Source organism: Pseudonocardia abyssalis (genome assembly GCF_019263705.2).
GTDB classification, from domain to species: Bacteria; Actinomycetota; Actinomycetes; order Mycobacteriales; family Pseudonocardiaceae; genus Pseudonocardia; species Pseudonocardia abyssalis.
On the sequence record NZ_JADQDK010000001.1, the window covers coordinates 734415 to 760236 of the forward strand.

Consider the following 25822-nt stretch of genomic DNA (forward strand, 5'->3'; position numbering starts at 1 on the left):
CGACGAGCGTGCGGGCCGAACGCTAGGCAGGTGCGCTATTGATCCCCTTTCGGTCGACTGTTCCGTTCTGCACCCAGAAGCGGGCGCGGTCGAACGGGTAGCCGGGGGCGGTCGTCGTGCGCCGGTCCTTGCCGCGCTGCGCGCCGGCGAAGTCGAGGTCGGCGCCGGTGGTGTTGTGGTGCGCGGTGAGGTGGTGGTGCAGGTGGGACTGGTCGTCGACGCCGCGGGCCAGCGTCGACCGCACCGTGCCCGGCTCCGGCAGCGCGGCCGTGAAGGCGCCGAGCACCGGCTGCGGCCCGATCTCCCACCAGGTGTGGACGCCCTCGGCGTGCAATGCGTGCAGCGCCTCGGTGAACAGCACGGGCTGCGTGAGCGCCGCCGCGTACGTCGACGGGTCGCCTGCGGTCTGCGGCGTGTGCAGGGTGCCGGTGACGGTCGAGGCGAACGGAACGCGCGGCGCACCGAAGGCCGTCTCCCGCAGCGCCGCGGTGAACGGGGCCGCCGCACCGGCCATGTCGCGGGAGTGGAACGCGTGGCTGACGGTCAGCGGGGTGAGCGCGAACCGGGTGCCGTGCGTCGCGTTGAACGCCGTGAGCTGCTCGCGGAACCCGGCCAGTACGTCGGCGGGCCCGGCCAGCGTGGTGCTGGTGGGGGAGTTGTGCGCGGCGATCTCGAGGTCCGGGTACGCCGAGGTGAGGTGCCGGGCCGTGGCCGCGTCGGCGTGCAGCACGGCCATCGTGCCGCCCGCGGGTGCGGCGTTCATGGCGGCGCCGCGGCACGCGACCAGGCGCAGGAGGTCGGGCAGTGCGAGCACGCCCGCGGCCCAGGCCGCCGTCAGCTCGCCGACGCTGTGCCCCGCCACCAGGTCCGGGCGGACGCCCCACGCGTCGAGCAGGCGCACGAGCGCCACCTGCGTGGCGACGATGCCGGCCTGGGCGTTGTCGGTGCGGGTGAGCTCCGTCGAGCGCTCCTTGTAGAGCAGGTCGGTCAGCCCGGGCAGGTGCCCCGCGCACTCGTCGATCGCGTCGCGGAAGACGGGCTCGGCCGCGTAGAGACCCTGGCCCATGCCCGCGTACTGCGAGCCCTGACCGGTGAACAGGAACGCGACCGGCGGCGCATCCGCACCGGTGTGCCGGACGACGGGCGTGCCCGCCGGGACCGGACGCCCCGGTCGCGCCCACCCCGGCGCCAGCCCCGTGGTGGCGATCTCGCGCAGGTGCCCCACGAGCTCGTCGGTCGTCGTCGCGTGGGTGGCGACGCGGAACCGGTGCAGGGCGCGGCCCAGCGTCGCGGTGTGGGCGAGGTCGGCGAGCGGGGCGTCCGGGTGCCGGGTCAGGTGCTCGACGTGGTCGGCGGCCAGCGCGCGGACCCCGTCCTCGGTGGGGGCGGTGAGCCGGACGACGTGGCTCTCCTGCGCGGGCAGGTCCCGTCCGTCGGGCGCGGGCGGTTCCTCGACGATCACGTGCGCGTTGACCCCGCCCATCCCGAACGCCGACAGCGCGGCCCGGCGCGGGCCGTCGGCGCGCGGCCACGCGACCGGCTCCGTGGCCGGGTAGAACGGCGTCTCCTCGAAGCGGATGTGGTGGTTGGGCCGGGTGATGTGCAGCGTCGGCGGGATCGTGTCGTGCTCGAGGGCCAGCAGGATCTTGGCCAGCCCGGCCAGGCCCGCGGCCGGCTCCAGGTGCCCGATGTTGGTCTTGACCGACCCGATCGCGCAGAACTGCGCGCGGTCGGTGTGATGGCGCCAGGCCCGGGTGAGACCGTCGATCTCGATGGGGTCGCCCAGCGATGTGCCGGTGCCGTGGGCCTCGATCATGCCGATCGAGTCGGGGTGGACGTCGGCGTCGGCGAGCGCCGCGGTGATCACGTCGCGCTGGGCCTTCGGGCTCGGCGCGGAGTAGCGGGTGGTGCGGCCGCCGTGGTTGACCGCGACGCCCTTGACGATGCCGCGGACGCGGTCGCCGTCGCGCCGGGCGTCACCGGCCCGGCGCAGGACGATCGCGGCCGCGCCCTCGCCGGGGACGAAGCCGTCGGCGGCGTCGTCGAAGGTGGCGCAGCGCGCGTGCGGCGACAGCGCCCCCATCTCCCGCATCGACGCGAAGTACTCCGGGCTGATCGCGGCGTGGACCCCGCCGATGACGGCGGTGTCGATGTCGCCGGAGCGCAGGTGCTGCACCGCGCTGTGCAGCGCGACCAGCGCGGAGGAGCACAGCGTGTTGACCACCAGGCTCGGCCCGTTCCAGTCCATCAGGTGCGAGAGCCGGTTGGGGATCATCGCCTCCAGGCCCAGCCCGCGGCCGCTCGCGACGCCGTGCCGGGCGCGCTCCTCGTGGTAGTGGTCGTGGCTGTAGGCGATCCACAGGCCGGTGCGGCTGCCCTCGGCGCGCTCCCCGATCCGCCCGCCGTCCTCGAGTGCCTGCCAGATCGTCTCGTAGACGATCCGGGCCTGCGGGTCGATCAGCGGGGCCTCGCGCGGGGAGATGCGGAACGGGGCGGGATCGAACTCGTCGACCTGCTCCAGGAACGACGCCCGCGCGGTCCCCTCGGCCCAGCGGCCGTCGGGGAGCGGGCCGACGGTGTCGCGGCCCTCGGCCAGCAGCGACCACATGCCGTCGAGGTCGTCGGCGGTGGGGACGCGGATGGCGAGGCCGACGACGGCGACGTCGCGGTCGGGGCGGGGGGTGGAGCCGGCGGGGGTCGTGGCGGGCTCCGGTGCGGCTGGGGCGGAGGCCGCCAGGACGGAAGCTGCCGGGATGGGAGCTGTCGAGATGGGCGCCGCAGGGACGGCCGCCGGGATCGGCACGGCGGGGCTGGGCGCTGCCGAGATGGGTGCAGGGATGGCCGCTGCCGCGATCGGCGCTGACGGGACGGGTGCCGGCGGGTTCGCGGCCGGCGGCACGGCGGCCGCGGGCGGTTCGGCGGCCGCGCGGGTCTGGGCGGCGACCAGCTCCGGGGCCTCCTGCACGACGAACTCCGCGAACTGCCGCGGCGTCGGGTACTCGAAGAAGACCGTCGGGTAGAGCGACAGGCCGTGGTCGCGGCCGAGCCGGTCGGAGAGCTCCACCAGCCCGACCGAGTCGAACCCGGCCGAGAGGAACTCGGTGTCGGCGTGCTCCGCCGGAGTGCCGGACTCGCGCAGGAACCAGGCCAGTGCGACGCCGAGCGGCGACCGGGCCGCGACCTCACCACCACCCCCGCGAGTCGCGGATTCTCCGCCCCCGAGTCGCGCCTGCGCGACGAGATCCACGTGAGCGTGGTCGGCCGGGTCGGAAACCGCTCCGAGGGGAATCTCGTGGCGGGGATCGGTGCTCGCGGGGGTGGGTGCTGCCGGGGTCGGCGAGGCTGCCGGCTCCGGGCCGTTCCCGGCGGCGGGGGCAGAGGTGGAGTCGGCCGCGGGGGCAGGGCTGTTGTCGGCCGCGGCTGCCGCACCGAAGGCGTGCGCGGGCACCCGCTTCGAGGAGATGTCGCGCAGCACCAGCAGCGGGGTGCCGGTGTCGTCGGTGACGACCTGCGTCACCCGGCACGCGTGCTCGTTCCAGAACGCGACCTCGGTGCGGACGTAGGCGGCGCCGTCGAGCGGGCCGAGCACGCGGATCCCGTCGACCGACAGCGGGATGAACGCCGACGCGTCCGCCGCCCCGAAGACGGGGTCGTCGGGGTCGATCGCCGCGATCGTGACGCTGTCGAGCAGGCCGGGGAACAGCTCCACGTCGGCCGGGTTCATCTCGCGCTGCCGCGCCCCCTCGATCCGGGCGAGTGTGCCGCCGCCGGGCAGGCTCGCGACCCAGGAGATGTTGCGGTAGTAGCGGCCGTGGTGGTAGCCGATGCGGCGCAGCCAGCGGTAGATCCCGGAGCCCGCGTGGGTGCGGCCGCACCGCGCGAGCAGGTCGGCGAGCGGCAGGTTCTCCGTCGGTGTGACGGGGCCGCGGGCGAAGCGACCGCTGACGTAGGGCGCCGTGCCGTCGGGATCGGTGACGACGAAGCTGCCGTCGGCGTCGACGCGGCCGACCACGCGGGTGGCGGTGGTGGGGATGAGCGGGCGGTGGAACAGCAGGTCGTCGACGCCGGTGAAGGCGTCGCCCGCCGCGTGGGCGCCCTGCCGCAGGACGTCGAACCAGGCGACGCCGGGCAGCATCAGCGTCCGGTAGACGGCGTGCTGCGCGATCGGCACCTCGCCCGCCCCGAACAGCCGGCTGAAGACGTAGCCCTCGGCGACGGATCCCGAGTCGAGCGACACCGGCCCGCCGGGCTCGGGGGAGCGCAGGGGTTCGCGCAGGTCCAGGGCGCGTCCGCGGGCCTGGGCGACGGGCAGCGGACGGCGCCGGAACGGGGTGTCGCCCTGGTGGGCGGCCCAGTCGACGTCGCGGCCGCCGCTGTACGCCGCGGCGACGACGGCGGCGAGCATCGACTCGACGTCCTCCGTCAGCTCCGTGCACAGCCCCCCGGCCGGCGCGGACGGGACGGCGAGCACCGGCCCCAGCGCCTGCTCCAGCGAGCAGCGGCCGTGGGCGAAGTCGGCGACCGGACCCCAGCCCGGGGGCAGGTCGACCGCGGCCTCGGGCACCCCGACGGCGCGCAGCGCGACCGCCAGCGCGACCCCGGCGCACACCTCGACCAGCCGTCCGGAGAACGACTCCAGCGGCCGCGCGACCGCCGCCTCGAACTGCCCGACGACCTCGGCCACCGGCGCGTACGCGTCGCGCAGCGCGCCGAGCCAGGCCGGTGGGGCGGGGGCGGCCGACGGGCGGACCGCGACGGAGTGGAGCGCGGTGGGCGGCGCGGTGCTCAGCAGCCAGCGGCGCAGTGCCGCGGCGAGCTCGTCCGCGTCGGCCCCGACGACCGCGACCCGCGCCGTGCGGTGCGGGCGGGCGACGCGGCTGGTGGCGCAGACGTCGGCCAGGTGCCCGCCGACCGTCGGCAGGAACTCGATCCACTGCGCCACCAGCTCGCGCAGGGCGTAGTCCGAGCCCGCCGACAGCGCCAGCACCTCGACGGCCCGGGGGCCCGGGGCGGGTGGCGCGGCGTCCACCGCCTCGGCGACGACGTGCGCGTTGGTGCCGCCGAACCCGAACGCGCTGACCGCGGCCCGGCGCACCGGCGCCTGCGGCCACGCCTGCGCCGCGGGCGGCAGGTGGAACGGCGAGGAGTCGAGCCGCAGCCGGGCGTTGGGCGCCTCGACCGGCGTGCCCGCGAGCACGCCGTCGTGCAGCCCGAGCAGGATCTTGGCCAGGCCGGCGAGCCCCGACGCGGAGTGCAGGTGCCCGATCCGGCGCTTGAGCGAGCCCAGCGCGACCGACCCCTGCGGCACCTGGTGGCGCCCGAACACCTCGGTCAGCGCGCGGACCTCGATCGGGTCGCCGATCGCCGTGCCGGTGCCGTGGGCCTCGACGAGCTGCACGGTCCGCGGGTCCAGGCGCGAGTAGACCTCGCTCAGCAGCTCGACCTGGGCCTCCAGGTTCGGCGTGGTGACGCCCATCGTCGCGCCGTCGTTGTTGACGCCGACGCCCGCGATCGCCCCCAGCACGTGGTCGCCGTCGGCCAGCGCGGCCGTCATCGGCTTGAGCACGACCGCGACCGCGCCCTCGCCGGGAACGTAGCCGTTGGCGCGCTCGTCGAACGTCCGGCACAGGCCGTCCGGCGACAGGGCGCCGGTGCGGGACAGGAGCACGAACGTCAGCGGGTCGAGCAGCAGGTCGACCCCGCCGACGACGGCGAGGTCGCAACTGCCCGCGGCGAGGCTCTGGCAGGCGAGCCACACCGACGTCAGCGACGAGGAGCACGCGGTGTCGACGACCAGGCTCGGCCCGGACAGGTCGAAGCGGTCCGAGAGCCACGCCGCCATGAAGTTCTGCGAGCGCCCCCACAGCGCGGCGGGCACCGGGCGGCCCGTGACCGGCCCGGTCGCGGTGCCGATCATCCAGTCCGGCGAGAGGCCGCGGCCCTGGTCGAAGCCGTAGGAGTTCATCCGCGCCCCGACGAACACCCCCGCGCGCAGCCGCCTGCGGACCCCGAGGTAGCCCGAGTCCTCCAGTGCCCGCCCGCCGACCTCGAGCATCGTGCGCTGCTGCGGGTCGAGGTGCACCGCGTCCTCGGCGGACAGGCCGAAGGCGTCGTGGTCGAAGGAGAACGGGTCCTGCAGGAACGCGCCGCGGTGGTGCGTGCCCTGGTGGCCCTGCTCGCCGAGGTAGAGGTCCTTCGCCCAGCGGCTGACGGGCACCTCGTCGACCTCGACGCCGTGGCGGCCCAGCATCCAGCGCAGGTCGGTGGCGTCCTCGGCCCCCGGCAGCCGCACGGCGAGGCCGATCACCGCGATCTGTTCCTCGTTCACGTCAGTGGCTCCCGTCGGTGGTGGGGTCGATGAGGGTCATGAGCAGCGAGCTGAGCGACGACGCCGGCGCGGGCACCGGTTCGGCGGCGCGGGGGGCCGGGATGCCGGCGAGCGCGGTCGCGATGTCGCCGACCGTGCGGGCCCGCATGAGCACCGACGGATCGGTGCTGCGCCCGACCCGCCGTTCGACGGCCGCGGTGAGCTCGGCGATGGTCACCGAGTCCAGGCCGAGTCGGGCCATCTCGGCGTCACCGGGGTCCTCACCGAGGACGTCGAGGAAGGCATGGCGGACGCCGCGGGTGACGGTGTCGAGGTCGGGCCGGGTGCCGGCCGGCCCGGCGGTTGCCGGGTCGGCCGCCGCAGGGGTGGCCGGTGGGAGAACGGTCCCCGCCGGGACGGTCGCGAGGGGTACGGGCGGTCCGGGGACGGCGGCCGCGGGTGCGGCGGCCGCGGATGCGAGGGCCGAGGTGGGGACGCCCGGTGCCGGGACGGCCGGCGCCGGAGCAGCCGCTGCGGGCTGGGCCGTCGCGGGGACGGCCGGCGCGGCGACGGCCGCGGCGGGTGTCGCCCCGCCCGGGAGGATCACCGCCCCGCCCGTGACGAGGTGGGCGGCGAAGGCGGTGCGGGCCGCGGCCGGGGTCAGGGAGTGCGCGGCGGCGAACCCGGCGTCGGCCGCCATTCCGGTACCGCTCCAGTTCGGCCAGGCGTGCGCGGTCACCGCGGTGACCGGCCCGTGCTCCCGCTGGGCGAGTGCGAGCTGGTGGGCGTTGGCCATCGCGTAGTCGACGACCCCCGGCCCGGCCTCGGTCAGCGCACCCGCGATCGAGGACACCAGCACGACGCTCTGCGCGCCGTGGGCCTGCGCGAGCCGCACCACGTTCTCGGAGCCGGCGACCTTCGGGTCCAGGACCCGGCGCGCGTCGTCGACGCTGCGGCGGCGGACCGCGCCGAACGGGTTCACCCCGCCCGAGCAGTGCACGATCCCGCGCAGCCGGCCCCAGCGCCGTCCGAACTCCCCGACGGCCGCGGCGAGCGCGGCGGGGTCGGTGACGTCGGCGGGCAGGTAGGCCAGCTCGGCCGCCAGGCCCGTCGGCAGGTCGCCTGCGGGTGAGCGTCCGACGATGCCGATCGCCCGGGCCCCGGACGCGGCGAGCTGGGCGACCAGTTCGCGTCCGACGGCCCCGAGCCCGCCCGTGACCAGGTGGAAGCCGTCTCCGTCGAGCGTCGGGGCGATGGCGGCCGGGAGCGGGACGGTCCGCGACCGCAGCCGCTGACCGCGGCGGTACGCGGTGGCCCCGTCGGGCGCCCGCAGCTCGGCGACGAGCTGGTGGGCGCGCACGTCGGCCGCGTCGGTGGGGTCGAGGTCGAGCGTGCTGACGCGCAGCTTCCCCTCGGCGCCGGCCGCGCGGACGGCGGCGGTGCGGGCGGCCGCCGACGGGTCGAGCACGGTGCGCTCGGTGTCGTCGACGGCGACCGAGCGGTGCTCGGCCCAGACCACCGCGGCCCCGGCCGGCAGCGTCGACGCGAGGTCGCGCAGCCGCGTCCAGAACTCCTCGAGCGACGGTCCGGCGTCGTGCGGCCGGTCGAGGTCGGGGACGGCGACGAACCCGCCCGTCCCGTCCGCGGCGACGGCGACGCCCGCGGCCCGCAGAGCGGAGCTGACCCGCTCCTGCGACGCGGCCGACCGGGCGAGCACCCGGACCGCCCCGACGACCGGCGTCGCGGCGGGGGGAGCGGCCGGCTCCCACACGACCCGCAGAGCGGTCGCGGGAAGCAGCGACTCGGGGGCGGAGACGTGGCGACTCGCGGGGACGGGCGTCACCCCCTCCGCGAGTCGCTGGTCCTGCGCCCCCGAGTCGCTGCCCGCGAGTCCCTCCCTTTCCACCCCTGAGTCCTCGAAGGCCTCGGGGTCGGAGAACGGGGGACTCGCGGGGTTCGGGGACTGGTGGTTCCAGTGCCGGTCGCGAGCGAAGGGGTGGGTGGGGAGGTCGGTCGTGCGGGCGCCGGGGGCCGAGAGCGCCGCCCAGTCGACGTGCGCGAAGCCGTCGCGGACGGACGCGACCACGTTCGTGTGCGGGTCGGCCACCAGTTCGCGGTCGATCCGCACCACCGGCACGATCCCGTCGACGACGGCCCGCAGCTCGGCGGCCAGCGCGTCGGCGGTCCGGCCGTGCACCGCGGTCTGGAACTCCAGCACCGCCCGTCCGACGTTGGCGGTGTGCACCAGGTCGGCGGTCTCGGTCGGCCCGGAGGACCCGCTGAGGCGCACCGAGTAGGCCAGCGCGAGCGCGCGGACCCCGGCCTCGGTGGCCGCGCTGACCCGCAGCACGTGGTCGTGCCCGTGCAGCGGCGGGCGCGGGGCGGGTACCGGTGGTTCCTCGACGATGACGTGCGCGTTGACCCCGCCCATCCCGAACGCGGAGACCGCGGCCCGGCGCGGGGAACCGTTGCGGCGCCAGGGGATCGGCGCCGCGGCCGGGTAGAACGGGGTCTCCTCGAAGCGGATGTGGTCGTTGGGGCGGTCGACGTGCAGGGTCGGCGGGATGGTGTCGTGACGCAGGGCCAGGAGCACCTTCGCGAGCCCCGCGAGACCCGCGGCCGGCTCCAGGTGCCCGATGTTGGTCTTCACCGACCCGATCGCGCAGTACTGGGTGCGGTCGGTGTGCCGGCGCCAGGCGCGGGTGAGGCCGTCGACCTCGATGGGGTCGCCGAGCGGTGTCCCGGTGCCGTGCGCCTCCAGCATCGAGATGCTGTCGGGGTGCACGTCGGCGTCGCGCAGGGCGTCGGTGATGACGTCGTGCTGGGCGGTGCTGTTGGGCACGGTCAGGCCGTTGGTGCGCCCGCCGTGGTTGACCGCGGTGCCCTTGATCACCGCGTGGATCCGGTCGTGGTCGGCCCGCGCGGCCCGCAGCGGCTTGAGGACCAGCGTGATCACGCCCTCGCCGGGCACGAACCCGTCGGCGCCGTTGTCGAACGCCCGCGACGCACCCGACGGCGACAGCGCCCGCAGGTTGCGCATCGCCGTGTAGTGCAGCGGCGACACCGCGAGGCGGACCCCGGACACGATCGCCGTGTCGCACTCGCCGTCGCGCAGGCTGCGGACGGCGGTGTGCAGCGCGACCAGCGACGACGAGCAGAGCGTGTCGATCGTCATGCTCGGGCCGCGGAGGTCGAGGAAGTAGCTGATCCGGTTGGCCAGGAACGCGTTGTGGTTGCCCAGGCCGCTGTGGGCGTCGAGCTCGCGCTCGACGTTGTACTCCCGGTAGTGCTGGTAGCTCGCCCCGACGAACACGCCGGTGCGTCGCGGCGCCGCGGTCGGCGCGATCCCGGCCGACTCCAGCGCCTCCCATGCGGTGCGCAGCAGCCAGCGGGCCTGGGGGTCGAGCACCTCGGCCTGCTTGGGGAAGAAGTCGAAGAACCGGGCGTCGAACTCCTCGATGTCGTGCAGGAACCCGCCCACCGGCGGGGTGCCGTCCCACCGGAACTCCGGCGCCGGGCCCACGCCGCTGCCGCCCTCGCACAGCAGCGACCACAGCCCGTCGGCGTCGGCGGCTCCGGGCAGGGCGCAGGAGAAGCCGATGACGGCCATGTCGCGGTCGCGGCCACCGTCGGTGAGGGCCGGGGCCACCGCCTCCTCGACGGCCTGCGCGAGGGCGGCCTCGGCGTCGTCGACGGGCAGCTCCTCGGCCAGCTGCTCCACCACCGTCGGCAGCAGGGCGCGGCAGTCGCGGGCGTCGAGCACGTCCATCGGGGTGATCGCGACGCCGTGAACCTTGTTGATCTCCGCGGCGACCAGCGTGGCCAGCATCGAGTCGAGTCCGGCCGCGGCGAGCGGGCTGGTCGCGGTGATCGACGGGTCGCGCAGCACGGTGCGGACCAGGTCCACCACGGCTGACTCGGCCAGGACCCGGACCGGGGCGGGGACTCGGGGGCGGGAATCGGGGGACTCGCGGGGGTGCGAGGGGGGTACCGGTCGGAACTGCACGCCGTCGAGGGTCAGCAGGACGCGGCCGTCGGCGCCGAGCAGCGACATCCGGCCGCGGCGGGCGCCGTCGGAGGCCGGCGGGTCGGCGGTCAGGTGCACCAGCGCGGCGTCGGCGGGATCGCCGAACGCGACGACCCGCGCCACCGCGACCGGCAGCAGCGTCGAGCCCGGAGCGGCCGGGTCGGCGAGTGTCAGCACCGCCATCGTCTGCAGGGCGGCGTCCAGCGCGGCGACGGCGCGGACGGTCCGGTCACCGGTCAGGGTCAGGCCCGCGACGACGGCGTCGGCGCCGAACCGGATCCCGGTGACGGGGCGCAGCGGCGCGGCGTACTCCATGTCGCGGGTGCTGAACCAGGCGTAGAGGCCGTCCGGGTCGAGCTCGCGGGGGCAGGCACGGGCCAGCTCGTCGGCCGATACGACCGGCGGGGCCTCGGGGGCCGGACCACCGAGCGTCAGGTGCCCGATCACGCGGTCGCGGTGCCGGAACGCGGCGGTCCGGCCCGACCGGTCGATCGTCACGGGCGCATCGCCCGCGCCCCGGGCGGTGAACGCGACGTCTTCGAGCACCGGCTCCACCGCCAGCGCCAGGGCCATCAACAGGGCGGCGGGGACGGTCTCCTGCCCCAGCACGACGTGCGCGCCGATCACGGTCCGCCGGGCCGCGTCGGTATCGGGGACGGCCGGCGCCCGGAAGGGGTACGGCGGCAGCGTCAGCCGCCCGCCGGGGGAGCGGAACCCGTTGCGGGGCAGCACCTTCTCCCCGGCGACGAAGCGGGCCGCGAGCCCGTCGGCGTCCACCACCTGCTCGCCGCGGACGACGGCCCCGGCGACGGCGTGCCGCAGCCCGACCGCCAGCTCGGCGGCATCCGCACCCAGCACGGCGACGCGGTGGGCGAGGTGCTGGCGCCCGGTCGCGGCCGACGCGCAGAGCGCCCGCACGTCCACCCCGCTGCCGACGAGCGCGCCGACGTCGGCCACGCGCCGGGCCAGTGCCTCGGCGGTGTGCGCGGAGAGCAGCAGCACGTGCTCGCCCTCGTCGGCGGTGTCGCCGGAGGGTCCGGGACCGGTCGCGAGGTGCTCCTCGACGACGACGTGGGCGTTGGTTCCGCCCATCCCGAACGCGCTGATCCCGGCGCGCCGCGGGCCGTCCGAGCGCCACGGGACCGGCTCGACGGGCACGGTGAGCGCACCCGACGACAGGTCGACGTGCGCACTCGGCTCCCCGTAGCCCGCGAGGCCGGGGATCTCGCCGTGCTCCAGGCACAGCAGCACCTTGACCAGCCCGGCCAGCCCGCTCGCCGGCTCCAGGTGCCCGATGTTGGCCTTGACCGACCCGAGCCGCACGGGCCCGGTGCGCGCCGGGTCGCCGCCGAAGACCTCGGTGAGCGCGGCGACCTCGATCGGGTCGCCGAGGCGCGTGGCGGTGCCGTGGGTCTCGACCAGCGAGACGTCCGACGGCGCGAGGCCCGCGTCGGCGAGAGCGGCCCGCACGACCGCGACCTGCGCCTCGCTGCGGGGCACCGGCAGTGCGCTGCCGCGGCCACCGTGGTTGACCGCGGCGCCGCGGAGGACGCCCCAGATGCGGTCGCCGTCGTGCTCGGCGTCGGCCAGGGGTTTGAGCAGCACCGCGACGGCACCCTCGCCGGGCACGAAGCCGTCGGCGCGGGCGTCGAAGGGGCGGGGCCGCGTCGACGACAGCGCGCCGAGCTGGCTCAGGCTGCGGTAGTACCAGGGCGTCAGGCCGACGTGGCAGGCGGCGACGATCGCGGCACCGCACTGCCCGGCCCGCAGCGCCGCCATCGCCTGCGCGACCGCGACCAGCGACGACGAGCACAGGGTGTCCACGGTCTGGGACGGCCCGGTGAGGTCGAGGGTGTAGGAGATCCGGTTGGCGAGCACGGCGTTCATCGAGCCGAGCGCGGTGTGCGGGCCGACGGTGTCGAGGCCGGTGGCGTCGCGGTGGTGGGTGTAGGTCGCCCCGACCCAGACCCCGACGTCGCGGCGTCCGGCCAACCCGCCCTCCTGCAGCACCGACCAGGAGTGCTCCAGCAGCAGCTTCTGCTGCGGGTCCATGTCCTGCACCTCGCGGACGGACAGGCCGAAGAAGCGGGGGTCGAGCCGGTCGACCTGGTCGACGAACGCGCCGCTGCGGCAGTAGGTGCCCGTCATGTCGACGGACCGCTCCTGCACGTGGGCGTCGACGTCCCAGCGCTCGGCCGGCACGTCGGTGAACGCGTGCCCGCCCGCGCGGAGCATCGCCCAGAAGCCGGCGAGGTCCTCGGCGCCGGGGAGGTCGCCGGAGACGGCGACGACGGCGATCGCGCCCGACCGGTCGTCGCGGACCGTGCTGGCGCGGCCTGCCGCACCGCCCGGGGCGGCACCGACCGGGGCCGCGCCACCCCGCGCCGTCGCGGCGGGTGCGACGACAGGTAGCGCCGGAGTCGGGACGGGTGGCTCGTCCGAGGCGAGGGCCGTCGCGCCGGACCCGGCGAAGGCCGGACGCTGGTCGGCCTGCGGGGCCTCGGGCACCGCGATGACGGCGGCGACGGCGGGGGCGGTGACGGCGGCGGCGGGAACCGGGACCGCCGGTGCCGGGGGAGCGGCTCCGTAGCGGCGGACGAGCGCCTCGGTCAGCTCGTCGACGTCGGCGTACTCCAGGAACAGGGTGGCGGGCAGGTCGGTGCCCCACAGACGGGTCAGCTCCTCGGCCAGCTCCACGCTCATGATCGAGTCGACGCCGAAGTCGGTGAGCGGTGCGTCGCCGTCGATCTTCCGCACGCCCAGGCGGGTGACCAGGAACGCCGTCAGGGCGGCGCGGACGGCCTCGTCGTCCGCGGCCGCGGTGACCGCATCCGCCGTGGCGGGCGCGGTCGGGGTGAGCGGCACAGCGGCGGTGACGGGCACAGCGGCGGTGACGGGCACAGCGGCGGTGACGGGCACAGCGGCGGTGACGGGCACAGCGGTGACGGGCGCGGCGGGGGCGACCGACGCGGCGGGGAGGTCCGATACGGCCGGAGCGGGCGCCGCCGGCACCTCGCCCGGCTTCGCGTCCGGGTACGCGACCACGAGCTGCCGTTCCCCGGTGCGCAGCACCGTGATCATCGCGTCCAGCGCCTCCGCGGTGCCCAGCGGACGGACCCCCCGGCGGCGCAACTGCTCCGCCACCGCGACGCCCATGCCGATCTCGCCCCACAGGCCCCAGTCGATGCTGACCCACGGTGCACCGGCGGCGTGCGCGACGGCGTCGAGGTAGGCGTTGGCGGCGGCGTACCCGCCCTGGCCGAGGTTGCCGAACGTGCCCGACACCGACCCGAACAGCACCGCGAAGTCCAGCTCCAGCCCCTCCACGGCGGCGGCGAGCTCGCGCACCCCGTCGACCTTCGGGGCCAGCACCGCGGCGACGTCCTCGCGGGTCGCGGTGCGCAGCAGGCCGTCGCGGAGCGTGCCCGCGGCGTGCAGGACGCCGTGCAGTGCCCCTCGCTCCGCGCGGATCGCGGCGACGACCTCGCGCAGCCCGCCGGGGGTGTTGACGTCGGCGGCGCGGTGGTCGACCGCGCAGCCGTGCGCGGTGATCGCGGCGACCGCGGCCGGGTCGACGTCCCGCCCGCCCGACCGGCTGACCAGCGCGACCGACCCGGCGCCCGCGTCCGCGAGCCGCTCGGCGACGGCGAGCCCGAGGCCGCCGTGCCCGCCGAGGACCAGGTAGTGCCCGCCACGGCGGACCGGGTGCGGTCCGGGCGCGGGCTCGGTGACGAACTCGCGCACCGGCTCGTACCGGACGCCGTCACGCAGCGCGACCTCGACCGGCCCGTCGCCGAGGCAGGCGGCGAGCGAACCGAGCGATGCGGCGTCCACGTCGACGATCCGGGGCTTCAGGCCGGGGTACTCGATCGCGGCCGTGCGCAGCAGGCCCCACAGCGCGGCGCGCGCGGGCGTCGGGCGGTCGCCGTCGAGGACCGCCTGCCCGTCGCGGGTCACCACGACGAACCGCGCGCCGGAGCGCTGCCGCTTCGCCAGCGCGACGAGCGCTCCGAGGACGTCGAACAGGCCGGCGTCGAACTCGTCGGCCTCGTCGCGGGCCGGGCCGGCGCCGAACGCGTGCACGACGCCCGCGAGCTTCGTCGCACCGTCGGAGGTCAGCTCGTTCCACAGGGCGGCGTGATCGGACCGCCGCCCCACCTCGACGACGTGCGCGCCGCCCTCGCGCAGGGTCCGCACGACCGGGGCGAGCGTGCCCTCGTGCAGCACCACCCACGTGCCGGTCGGGACGGTCGCGGCGGCGGGGGCCGCCGTCCACCGGATCCGGCTGATCAGCGACGACACCGCGGCCGCGCCGGGCGACGACACCGCGGCCGCGCCGGGCGACGAGCCGCTGACGAGCGGCGACACCCGGGCCGCACCGGGCAGCGAGCGCATCCGCACCCCCGTCAGCTCGGCGACGACGACGCCGTCCGCGTCGAGCAGCACCGCGTCGGCGACGGAGTACGCGCCCTCCACCGCGGTGCGCCGCACGCGCACGGTCACCCCGTCCGCGCAGCGACCGTGCAGCGCGATCCGGGCCATCCCGATCGGCAGCATCGGCCGCGGGGGGTTCCCGGAGGCGAGGTCCTGCAGCGCGACGCTGACGACCTGCAGCACGGCGTCGAGCAGCAGGGGGTGGCCGAACCAGCGCGGTCCGTCGTCGGCCGCGACGGTGGCCTCGGCGGCGCCGTCGGCCACGGTCAGCGCCGTGACGGTGCGGAACGCCGGGCCGTAGTGCAGGCCGTTCGCGTCCCACTCCGCGTAGAGGCGGTCGACGGGGAACGCGGTGCCCTCCACCGCGGGCGGGGCCGTGGGGACCTCGACGTCGAGGGTCCGCCCGGTGCCCGAGGACACCACCCGGCCCCCGGTGCCGAGCTCGAACCGGGCCCCGGCGACGTCCAGGCCCACCGTCGCGCTGTCCCCGTCGGGGACCGCGACCGGCCGGACGAACGCGACGTCGGTCAGCTCGACCGGCGCGAACGACGCCCGCCCGCTCACCGCCACCAGCGCCAGCTCCAGCTGGACCGACGCCGGCAGGATCCCGGCGCCCCCCGAGCGGTGCTGGGCGAGGAACACCTCGTCGGCGGCGAAGGTCTTCTCGTAGTGCTCGACCCGGTTCGTCACGATTCCTCGCTTCGGGAGAACAGACGATCGAAGAACGGGTGCCCGGCCTCGTCGTCGGTGGTGGGAGAGGGCAGCGCCGAGAGCGGGCGGCGGTCGAACGGGTACGTCGGCGCCGACACCGTGCGGTGCGGCTTGCCGGCGTGGTGCCCGGCCAGGTCGACCTGGGTGGCCCCGCCGTTGTGGTGGGCCACGAGGTTCTGGTGCAGGTGCGCGGCGCCGCCGGTGCGGTGCAGCGTGGTGCGGCAGGTCGGGGCGGTGCGCGATACCCCGGCCAGGAGCTGCCCGGTGAGCGGGGCCAGCACGGGGTGCGGACCGATCTCCCACCAGGTGTGACCGTCGCCCGCCACCTCGTGCAGCGCGCGGACGGCCGGCGCGAACAGCACCGGTCGCCGGATCGCCTCGGCGTAGGACCGGGGGTCCGCGGCCGACTCCGGCGTGTGCAGCGCGCCGGTGAGCGTGGACGCGAACGGGATCACCGGGGCCCGCAGCGTCGTGGCGGCGAGGGCCTCGGCGAACGGCTCGACCGCCCCCGCCATCGCCGCGGAGTGGAACGCGTGGCTGACCGTCAGCGGCGTGACGGGGTGCGCGCACGCCGCCCGGAACCGCGCGAGCGACTCCGCGGGCCCGCTGACCGTCGTGTTCGTCGGCGAGTTGTGCGCCGCGATCTCCAGGTCACCGAAGCCCGCCAGTGCCGCCGCGGTGGCGTCGGCGTCGGCGTGCACGACCGCCATCGACCCGGTCGAGGGCTGCGCGTTCATCGCCGCGCCGCGCTGCGCGACCAGCCGCAGCAGGTCGGGCAGCGTGAGCACGCCCGCCGCCCAGGCCGCCGTCAGCTCGCCGACGCTGTGCCCGGCGACGTGGTCGGGCCGCACCCCCCACGCCGCGAGCAGCCGCACCAGCGCCACCTGCGTGGCGACGATGCCGGCCTGGGCGTGGTCGGTGCGGGTCAGCTCCGCCGAGCGCTCGCCGTGCAGCAGGTCGGTGAGCCCCGGGAGGTGCTGCGCGCACTCGTCGATCGCGTCCCGGAACACCGGCTCGGTCGCGTACAGCGCGCGCCCCATGCCCGCGTACTGCGAGCCCTGGCCGGTGAACAGGAACGTCACCGGGGGAGCGGGGCGGTGGCTGTGCTTGACGACCGGGGTCGTGCCGGACGCGACCGCGCCCAGCGCCGCGACGAGCTCGTCACGGGTCCCGGCCACCACAGCGGTCCGGAAGCGGTGCGGCGTCCGGCCGGTGTTGGCGGTGTAGGTGAGGTCGCCCAGGCCCGTCCCCGGGTGCCCGGTGACGTGCTCGGCGTAGCGCCCGGCCAGTGCGCGGACGCCGTCCTCGGTCGGCGCGGTGAGCCGCAGGACGTGGCTCTCGCCCTCGATCTCGGCGACGGTCTCGCGGGCCGGAGCCTCCTCGATGACGACGTGCGCGTTGACGCCGCCCATCCCGAACGCGGACAGCGCGGCCCGGCGCGGGGCCCCGCCGCGCAGCCACGGGACCGGGCCGGTCGCCGGGTAGAACGGGGTCTCCTCGAAGCGGATGTGGTCGTTGGGGCGGTCGACGTGCAGGGTCGGCGGGATCGTCTCGTGCCGCAGCGCGAGCAGGATCTTGGTCAGGCCGGCCAGTCCGGCGGCGGGCTCCAGGTGCCCGATGTTGGTCTTGAGCGAGCCGATCGCGCAGAACTGGGTGCGGTCGGTGTGCCGGCGCCAGGCGCGGGTGAGGCCGTCGACCTCGATGGGGTCGCCCAGCGGTGTCCCGGTGCCGTGCGCCTCCAGCATCGCGATGGTGTCCGGCTCGACGCCCGCGTCGCGCAGGGCCGCGGTGACGACGTCGTGCTGGGCGGTGCTGTTGGGCACGGTCAGGCCGTTGGTGCGCCCGCCGTGGTTGACCGCGGTGCCCTTGATCACCGCGTGCACCCGGTCGCCGTCGCGCCGGGCGTCGACGAGGGGCTTGAGGATCATCGTGACGACGCCCTCGCCGGGCACGAACCCGTCGGCGTCGTTGTCGAACGCCCGCGACGACCCGGTCGGCGAGAACGACCGCAGCCGCGAGCCGAGCTGGAAGTACTGCGGTGACATCGCCATGTGCACCCCGGCCACGACGGCCGCCTCGCACTCGCCGTCGCGCAGGCTGCGGACGGCGGTGTGCAGGGCGACCAGCGACGACGAGCAGAGCGTGTCGATCGTCATGCTCGGCCCGTGCAGGTCGAGGAAGTAGCTGACGCGGTTGGCGAGGATCGCGTTGTGGTTGCCGAGCCCGGCCGCGGTCTGCACGACGTCACCGACGACCTGGTCGCGGTAGTGCTGGTAGCTGGCGCCGACGTAGACGCCCACCGCCCGGCCCTCGGTGCGGCCCGAGAGGCCCGCGTCCTCCATCGCCCGCCACGCCGACTGCACGAGGTGGCGCTGCTGGGGGTCGATCCACTTCGCCTCGTTGGGGGCGATGCGGAAGAACGGGGCGTCGAAGGCGGTGAGGTCGTCGACGAACCCGGCGCGACGCAGGTAGACCGTGCCCGGCGTCGCGTCGTCGGAGTAGTACTCGTCGAGGTTCCAGCGCTCGGCCGGGACCTCGCGCAGGCAGTCGCGCTCTCCGATCAGGACGTCCCACAGGGCGTCCGCGTCGGCTGCGCCGGGGAACACCCCGTCCATGCCGACGATCGCGATGTCGTGGCGGTCGGTGACGGGAGCGGGCTCGGCCGCGACCTGTAACGAGCGGACGGGGGCGGCCGGCTCCGGCGCCGCCACCACCTCGGGCGCAGGCTCCTGCTCACTCGGCTCACTCGGCGCCCCGGTCACGCCGTACTCCGTGCGCAGCTCCTCGACCAGCGCCTCGATCGTGCCGACCTCCAGCACCAGCGTCACCGGGATCTCCACGCCGAGGCGGGCCCGGAGGTCCTGGGCGAGCGAGACGGCGAGCATGGAGTCGAGCCCCTGCTCCTGCAGCGGCACGTCGGGCTCGAGGTCGTCGGCGTCGACCTCCAGGCTCTCCGCCACCCAGTGGGTGACGGCCTCGACGAGGTTCGGCCCCCGCCGCGCCGGCGGGACGAGGGCCGCTGTCCCGGCCGGGCCCCCCGGTCCCACGCCCGTCACGAGAGTGCCGTTCGATCCGCCCGGTTGGACGAGAGTGCCGTTCGCCCCGCCCGGCTGCACGGGAGTGCCGGCCGTCGCCGGGGTGGCGCCGGTCGGCCCGGCCGCTGCGGCCGGGCCGTCCGCCGTGCGGGCCGCGGTGATCCGCTTCCAGGTCATGCGGTGCACCTGGACGACGGGGCGGTCGCCGTCGAGCACGACCAGGCTCGCGGTGACCAGGTCACCGCCGCCGCCCTCGCGCCGGGCGTACACCCGGGCGCGGCGGGGGATCGGGCCGAGCACCGACAGCTGCGCCACCGCGAAGGGCACGTACAGCCCCTGCGCGCCGCAGGCGGCGAGCGCCACCTGGAACGCGCCGTCGAGCAGCCGGGCGTCGACGGGCTCGGTGTCGGTCCCGCCCTCCAGCGTCCCGACGGCCTGTCCGGGCGCGGTGTGCAGCTCCCGCACGCAGCGGAAGCCGGGGCCGTAGCGCAGGCCGTCGCGCTCGAAGGAGCGGTAGGTCCGGTCGAGGTCGACGGCGGTGAACCCGGCGAGGCCGGGCGGCACCAGGTCGGGCCGGGGATCGGCGGGGGAGCCGAGCTCGGCGTCGCAGGTCATGGCGCCGGAGCCGTCGCGGAAGACGACCGCCGCACCGTCGACGCGGCCGGTCAGCCGGGTCGGGGGCCGCACGATCGCGCGGAACGTGATGTCCTCGAGCCCGAACGCGGTCCGGCCGAGCAGCGCCGCGACCTTGCCCGGGTAGGCGGCGCCGGGCAGCGTCTCCTCGCCGAGGACGACGTGCTCGTCGGCCTCGGTGAGCCGGCTCCACACCAGCCCGCCCGTCCCGTCGGGCTCACCCGGCGCGGTCCACGCCGCGGGGGCCGCGGGCTCCAGCCACAACCGGGTCGGCTCGTGCGGCGCGGTCGGGAACCGCACTCCCGCCCGTGCGCCGTCGGGGGCCAGGTCCTCGCCGTCGGCGAAGCGCCGGGCCAGCAGGTCGAGCGCGGCGCGGTCGCCCGCCACGGGCAGCGGCGCGGTCCGGCGGGTGCCGGGGGCCGCGGTACCCGCGTAGGACGAGCGGCTCGTGCGCGCACCCGCCAGGAACAGCATCAGCTTGTCCTCGAGCTGCTCCAGGCTCTCCACCACGCACGCGAACCGGTGCGCGGCGGGGGCCCGGCGCCTGCTCGCGGCGCACAGCGGGGCCAGCGGTGGGCAGTGCGGTGAGCGCAGCAGCAGGACGAGTCGCTCGACGAGCACGTGCAGCGACTCCGCCGAGCCCGCCGAGAGCGTCAGCAGCCCCGGCCCCTCGACGCCGTCCGGGACGCCCGGGGCGCCCGCGAGCACCACGTGCCCGTTGACGCCGCCGAACCCGAAGCTGCTCACGCCCGCGACCCGCGGACCGGCCCACGGCACCGTCCGGTCCGGCACGAACAGCGCCGACTCCTCGAACCGGAACCGCGAGTTCGGCACCTCCAGGTTCGCCGACGCGGGGACGGACCCCGCCTGCAGCGCCAGCACCGTCTTGATCAGCCCGGCCATCCCGGCCGCGGGCTCCAGGTGCCCGACGTTGGTCTTGACCGACCCGACCGCCACCGACGCCCGCGCCGCCCCGCCGAGCACCGCGTGCAGGGCCTCCAGCTCGATGAGGTCGCCGAGCTGGGTGCCGGTGCCGTGCGCCTCGATGTAGCCGAGGCCGCCCTCGGGCACGCCCGCCGCGGTCAGCGCCCGGCGGATCACCTCGGTCTGCGCGGTCGCGCTGGGCGCGGTGAGGAACCCGGAGCTCGCCCCGGTGTGGTTGACGGCGACGCCGCGGACGACCGCGAGCACCGGGTCGCCGTCGCGCTCGGCGTCGGCGAGGCGCTTGAGCACGAGCGCGCCCGCGCCCTCGCCGCGGACGTAGCCGTCGGCGCCGTCGTCGAAGGCCCGGCAGACCCCGCGCGGGGACAGCATCCCGTTGCGCTTGAACGACCGCGTCTTCGACGGTGTCAGGATCAGGTTCGCCGCGCCGACCACGGCGGCGTCGATCTCGCCCGCGCGCAGCTGCAGCGCGGCCTGCTGCAGCGCCACCATCGACGACGAGCACGCCGTGTCGACGGTCGAGCTGGGACCGGTCCAGTCGAAGGTGTGGGAGAGGCGGTTGGCCAGCATGGAGATCGCGGTGCCGGTCGCGGTGTGCGGGTCGGCGTGGCCGATGCTCGCCGCGACGATCTCCGGGAAGTCGCTGGCGATCGTGCCGACGAAGACGCCGGTGTTGCGTCCCAGCGTGCGGCTGTCGTGCCCGCAGCTCTCCAGCGCCTCGTCGGTGACCTCCAGCAGCATCCGCTGCAGGGGGTCCAGGCGGCGGGCCTCGCGCTCGGAGATGCCGAACCGGGCCGCGTCGAACAGCTCGACGCCGTCGACCCAGCCGGAGGGCACCTCGTCGCCCTCGGTCCAGAGCCCGGCCCAGCCGCGGTGCCCGGCCGGCGCGTCGCCGACGTGGGTGCGGCCGGCGGCCAGGTTGGCCCAGAACTCGTCGGGCGTCGCGGCACCGGGGAAGCGGCAGGCCATCCCGATGATCGCGACGGCGTCACCGGAGCGCTCCTGCGGCGCGGCCGGCTCGGGAACCGGGGCCGGTTCGGGCCCGGCCCCGGACTCGGCGTCCAGGCCCAGCAGCCCCACCAGCTTCGCGGGGGTGCCGGTGGCGAAGATCGCCGTCGGGCTCACCTCGACGCCCAGCTCCCGACCGAGCGCGGTGGCCGCGATCGTCACGTTGGCGGAGTCGCCGCCGAGGTCGAAGAAGTTGTCCTCGTCGCCGAGCGGGTCGACGCCGAGCACCTCGCCCAGGATCCGCGCCAGCGCGGCGCCGGGGCGCTCGGCCGGCGGCCCGGCGGTCACGGACGGCCCGGCGACGGCCGCGACGGCCGACGGGGCCGCGGTCGGGACGGACACGGGGGCCGTGGGCGTGGCAGGGGCGGGTGCGGTTGGAGTCGGCGCGGCGGCGATCGGCGCGGCGGGAACGGCAGCCACGGCCGCCGCCCCGCTCCGGATGATCGTCTCCCGCGTCGGCACCGGCAGCCGCGCGCGGTCGGTCTTCCCGTTGCCGGTGAGCGGCAGGGCGTCGATCGGCACGTAGACCGTCGGCACCATGTACTCGGGCAGGGTCAGCCGGACGGTCGCGTCGAGGTCGGTCTTCGCCGGCGTCCCGTCCGCCACGAGGTACGCGGTGAGCTGCGGTTCCCCGCGCCCCTCGAACGCCACGGCGACGACGACGGCCGCGGTGACGTCGGCCCGGCCCTCCAGCGCCCGCTCGATCTCGGCGGGCTCGATGCGGTTGCCCCGCACCTTGACCTGGGCGTCGGCGCGGCCGAGCCACTCCAGCGCGCCGTCGTCGTGCAGCCGGACCTGGTCGCCGGTGCGGTACTGACGCACCCCGGTGCGCGGGTGGTTCCCGAACACCTCCGCGGTGCGGGCGGGGCGGTGGGCGTACCCGCGGGCCAGGCCGACGCCGGAGACGAACAGGTCGCCGGTCCCGCCGGGCGCGACGGGACGCAGCTCCTCGTCGAGCACGTGCAGGGCGAGCCCGGGCAGCGGCTCGCCCAGCGGCAGGAAGCCACCGACCTCGCGCACCCGGTGGCACGACACCCAGATCGTCGCCTCGGTGGGCCCGTAGAGGTTCCACAGCGCGGCGGCCGGCCCGACGAGTCGCTGCGCCACCTGCGGCGGCAGCGCCTCGCCGCCGGACAGCACGGTCAGGCCGGGGTGCGGCGTCCAGCCGGTCTCCAGCAGGAGCCGCCACATGCTCGGCGTCGCCTGGGCGAAGTCGGTGCCGGTGGTGAGCTCGGCGAGGCGCTGCGGGTCGCGCGCCACCTCCCGCGACGCGAGCACGACGCAGCCGCCGACGGTCAGCGGCAGCAGCAGCTCCAGCAGCGAGATGTCGAAGGCGGACGTGGTGTGGGCGAGCACCCGGTCGCCCGCGGAGACGCCGAGCACCGGGCCGATGCCGCCGAGGAAGTTGCCCAGCGCGCCGTGCTCGATCTCGACGCCCTTGGGCTCGCCGGTCGAGCCGCTGGTGAACAGCACGTACGCGAGATCGTCGACGGTCGGCACCGGCGGGCACGCCATCGCCGAGCCGTCGTTGCGCGGCACCGCGACGGCCGGGCCGAGCGCGCGGCCCAGCTCCAACGTGCGGGCGTCGGTGAGGACGAGCTCGGCGCGCGCGACCTCGACGTAGCGGGCGAGGCGCTCGCGCGGATAGGTCGGGTCGAGCGGGAGGAAGGCGGCGCCGGTGCGCAGGACGCCCAGCATCGCGGGCAGCAGCTCGGGGCCGCGGTCGGTCATGATCCCGACGACGGACCCGGCGCCGACACCGGTGTCGTAGAGGTGCGCGGCGACGGCATCGGCCCACGCGTCGAGCTCGGCGTAGGTCAGGGTGCGCTCGCCGCACCGGACGGCCGGGGCCGCCGGACGCAGGGTCGCGGCGGCCGTGAACTGCTCCAGCACGGTGGCGGTCGTCGCTCCGGCGGGGACGGGCTCGTCCACCGGGATCCCCGCGACGGCGATCCCGTCCCCGTGCAGCAGCGCGCGCAGCGCCGTCTCCTCGACCTCGTCGGCGAACTCCAGCGCGGCGTCGGAGTCCATCCAGGTCGCCCGGACGCACACCATCGGCGCCTCGCCGGGCACGCAGACCAGCGCGACCTCGGTGTCGGGGTCGATCGACGCCTCCTCGCCCGGTGCGCGCTCCAGCACCACGGCGCGGGTGAAGGTGGGGCCGTCGGTGCCGAGCGGGCGGGGGGCGAGGCCGCTGCGGATCTCCAGGTCGGCGGCGAAGCCGAGCTTCGCCCCCGCCTGCGCGACGGCGTCGGTGAGCGCCCGCGGGTCGGTGGCGTCGAAGCGCACCGGCACCCGCAACGCGGCGAGACCGTGCGCGGCGTGGTGCCGGGCGAGCATCTCCGAGGTCGACCAGGCGACGTCGAACGCCCGCGCGCCGGTCCGCCGCGCGACGACCGCGAGGAACGCCTGGACGACGGTCCGGGTCTCCTCCGGCGACGACGGGCGGTAGGCCAGCTCGAACCGGCCGTAGTACGAGTCGGCGGCGGAGAAGTCCCGCGCGGGGACGGGCAGCGACACGACGTCGGCGAGGCGTCGGCGCCACCACGGCTCGTGGCGGCGCAGCGGGGCGACCGCGCCGGTGATCGCCGCGAGCTGCTCCGGCGACGCGGCGGGGAGCTTCGCCCCGGCCGTCAGCCCGAGGCGCTGGGCGGCGGCGCGACCGGACAGCGCGCTGCCGTCGGCGGCCAGGAACTCCCCGACGACGAGGTCGTCGTCGGGGGCCGACAGCGTGATCGAGCCCCCCGTGACGGACGCGACGATCGTGTCCGGTCGCCCGCCGGAGCGCCCGACGATGCGCATCTGCCGGGCGAACACCGCCCCCAGCGGCGTGACGAGCGCGGGCAGGCCCAGCGGGTTGGGGAACGAGCCGAAGTCCATCGCCTTCGCGGTGCGCTCGGCCTCGGCGGCCGAGCAGCCGGCGTGCACCAGCCCGCCGCCCGCCATCCGGTCGGCCTGCAGGAAGAAGCGCCGCTCGCGGCCGGAGGTGTCGACCGGGTCGGGCAGCTCGCCCGCGGCGAACCGGTCGGCGAGCTCGCCGAACAGCGCGATGCCGGCCTCGGCGGTCTCGTAGGTCAGGGACAGCCCGGTGGAGTGCGGCCGGATCGGGAACCAGCGCTCGGCCAGCACCGCGCCGGCGTCGACGGCCGCGGCCATCACGTGCCAGGTCGCGGCGTGGCGGCGCTCGCCGGCGTGGATCGCCCAGGCGGGGACGTGGCTGCCGGAGTAGGCGGGCAGCGGGCCGTCGTGGAAGTTGACCGCCGCCACCTGCGGCAGCGCGAGCACCTCCGGGGTGAGGATGCGGAAGTTGACCATGCTGAACAGCAGGTCGAACGGGGCGTCGGACAGGGCGGCGGCCAGGTCGCCGCGCGGGTCGAGGGCCGCGATGTCGTGCTCGGCGGCCCAGGCGAGGGCGGCGGGGTCGTCGGTGAACACCCCGCGGACGTCGGCCCCCGCGGCGAGGAGCCGGGCGCCGCACTGCGTCAGCACCCGGGTCCCGCCGATGAGGTAGCAGCTCGCGCTCACGGCCGGGCCCCCTGCTCCCGCTCGGCCGGGGCGGTCTCGCGCGCCACCCAGGCGTCGATCTGGGCGACGACCTCCTCGTCGAGCGAGAGCTGACCCGGTGACCACATCGGGTTCGACAGGCCGCGGTGTGTGCGCTCGCACAGCTCCCAGTCCTCGTAGTTGGCCTTGTCCCACAGCGCGAACACGGCCTCGTGCGAGAAGTCCTCCTTCCTCGTCTCCGACGGGTGGAACAGCCAGAAGTGCCGCACCGTGCAGGTGCCCGGCCCCTCGGGCCACACCCACTGCGCCATCACGTAGTCGGCGGTGAAGCCGAACAGCAGGTTCGGCATGATCGTGATCCAGTTGATCTTCTGGAGGTCGCCCTCCGGCACGCTCGGGATCGGGGACCGGGCGCTCGTGCCGGTCATCGACACGGAGTTGTACTTGTCCCGGATGACCTGCCAGGCGCCGACGATGTCACCGGTCAGCTCGTAGGTGCCCGCGTCGTCGAAGTCGGTGACACGGTGCAGGTCCTTGTGCGCCGTCGGGAAGTGCAGGCTCTCGTTGACGTTGTGCGCCACCAGCTTCCAGTTCGACGCGACCGGGTAGTCCTTCCACTGGACGACCTCGAGGTCGGCCAGCTCGTAGGCCTCCGCGAACGCCCCGAACTCGCCGAGGGACTCGTCGAGGTCGGGGGCGTCCTCGGAGAAGGCGACGAACACGATGCCGAACCGGATCTCGGTCCGGATCGTGATGAGCCCGTTCTCCTCCCGGTCGAAGAAGTGGTCGAAGTACGTGCCGTTGTTGCTCTTCAGTCCGCCGTTGCGGTCGTAGACCCAGCAGTGGTAGAGGCAGACCACGCTCTGCCGCTTGCCCTGCGGCTCCTCCACCAGCTTGTACCCGCGGTGCCGGCAGTAGTTGTGGTAACCGCGGATCCCCTCGTCGCCGTGCATCAGGAGAACGGATCCCGTCCCGATGTCGAGGGTCGTGTACGACCCCTTCTCCGACAATCGGGAGACGTGGTCCACGGGCAGCCAGCGGCGGCCGTAGATCTGCGCCATCTCGCGGCGGTGCTGCTCCTCACCGGTGTAGAACTCGTGCGACCGACCGGTTCCGCCCGTCTCGAAGTAGGGCCGTTCCGGATCCTGGTCGCCGATGCGGTCGAACATGCTGGACGGGCTGGACATCGCGTTCTCCTAGAACGGTGGGAAAGGAGTGGAA

The 25822-nt window shown here is 76.0% G+C and carries 4 protein-coding genes; all 4 read right to left on the reverse strand.

All coding sequences use genetic code 11. The annotated features are described in order from the left end of the window. Window positions 1-22: 22 nt before the first annotated feature. From I4I81_RS03580 to I4I81_RS03595, 4 genes are read right to left on the reverse strand one after another with little or no spacing between them, the layout of a single operon-like run. Window positions 23-6328: a type I polyketide synthase gene (locus tag I4I81_RS03580; RefSeq protein ID WP_218615801.1), complete on the reverse strand. Its 6306-nt coding sequence runs from the start codon at window positions 6326-6328 to the stop codon at window positions 23-25. Between the two features lies 1 nt (window position 6329). Next, window positions 6330-15458, reverse strand: coding sequence for an SDR family NAD(P)-dependent oxidoreductase (locus I4I81_RS03585; RefSeq protein WP_218615802.1), 9129 nt, complete (start codon window positions 15456-15458; stop codon window positions 6330-6332). Then, window positions 15455-24622: a polyketide synthase gene (locus I4I81_RS03590; RefSeq protein WP_218615803.1), complete on the reverse strand. Its 9168-nt coding sequence runs from the start codon at window positions 24620-24622 to the stop codon at window positions 15455-15457. Before I4I81_RS03590 ends, I4I81_RS03585 begins: the two co-directional genes overlap by 4 nt. Continuing rightward, the gene (locus I4I81_RS03595) at window positions 24619-25788 is read right to left on the reverse strand and encodes an aromatic ring-hydroxylating oxygenase subunit alpha (protein WP_218603151.1); all 1170 of its coding nucleotides are present in this window, start codon (window positions 25786-25788) and stop codon (window positions 24619-24621) included. The genes I4I81_RS03590 and I4I81_RS03595 overlap by 4 nt, the downstream gene beginning before the upstream one ends. Window positions 25789-25822 lie beyond the last annotated feature (34 nt).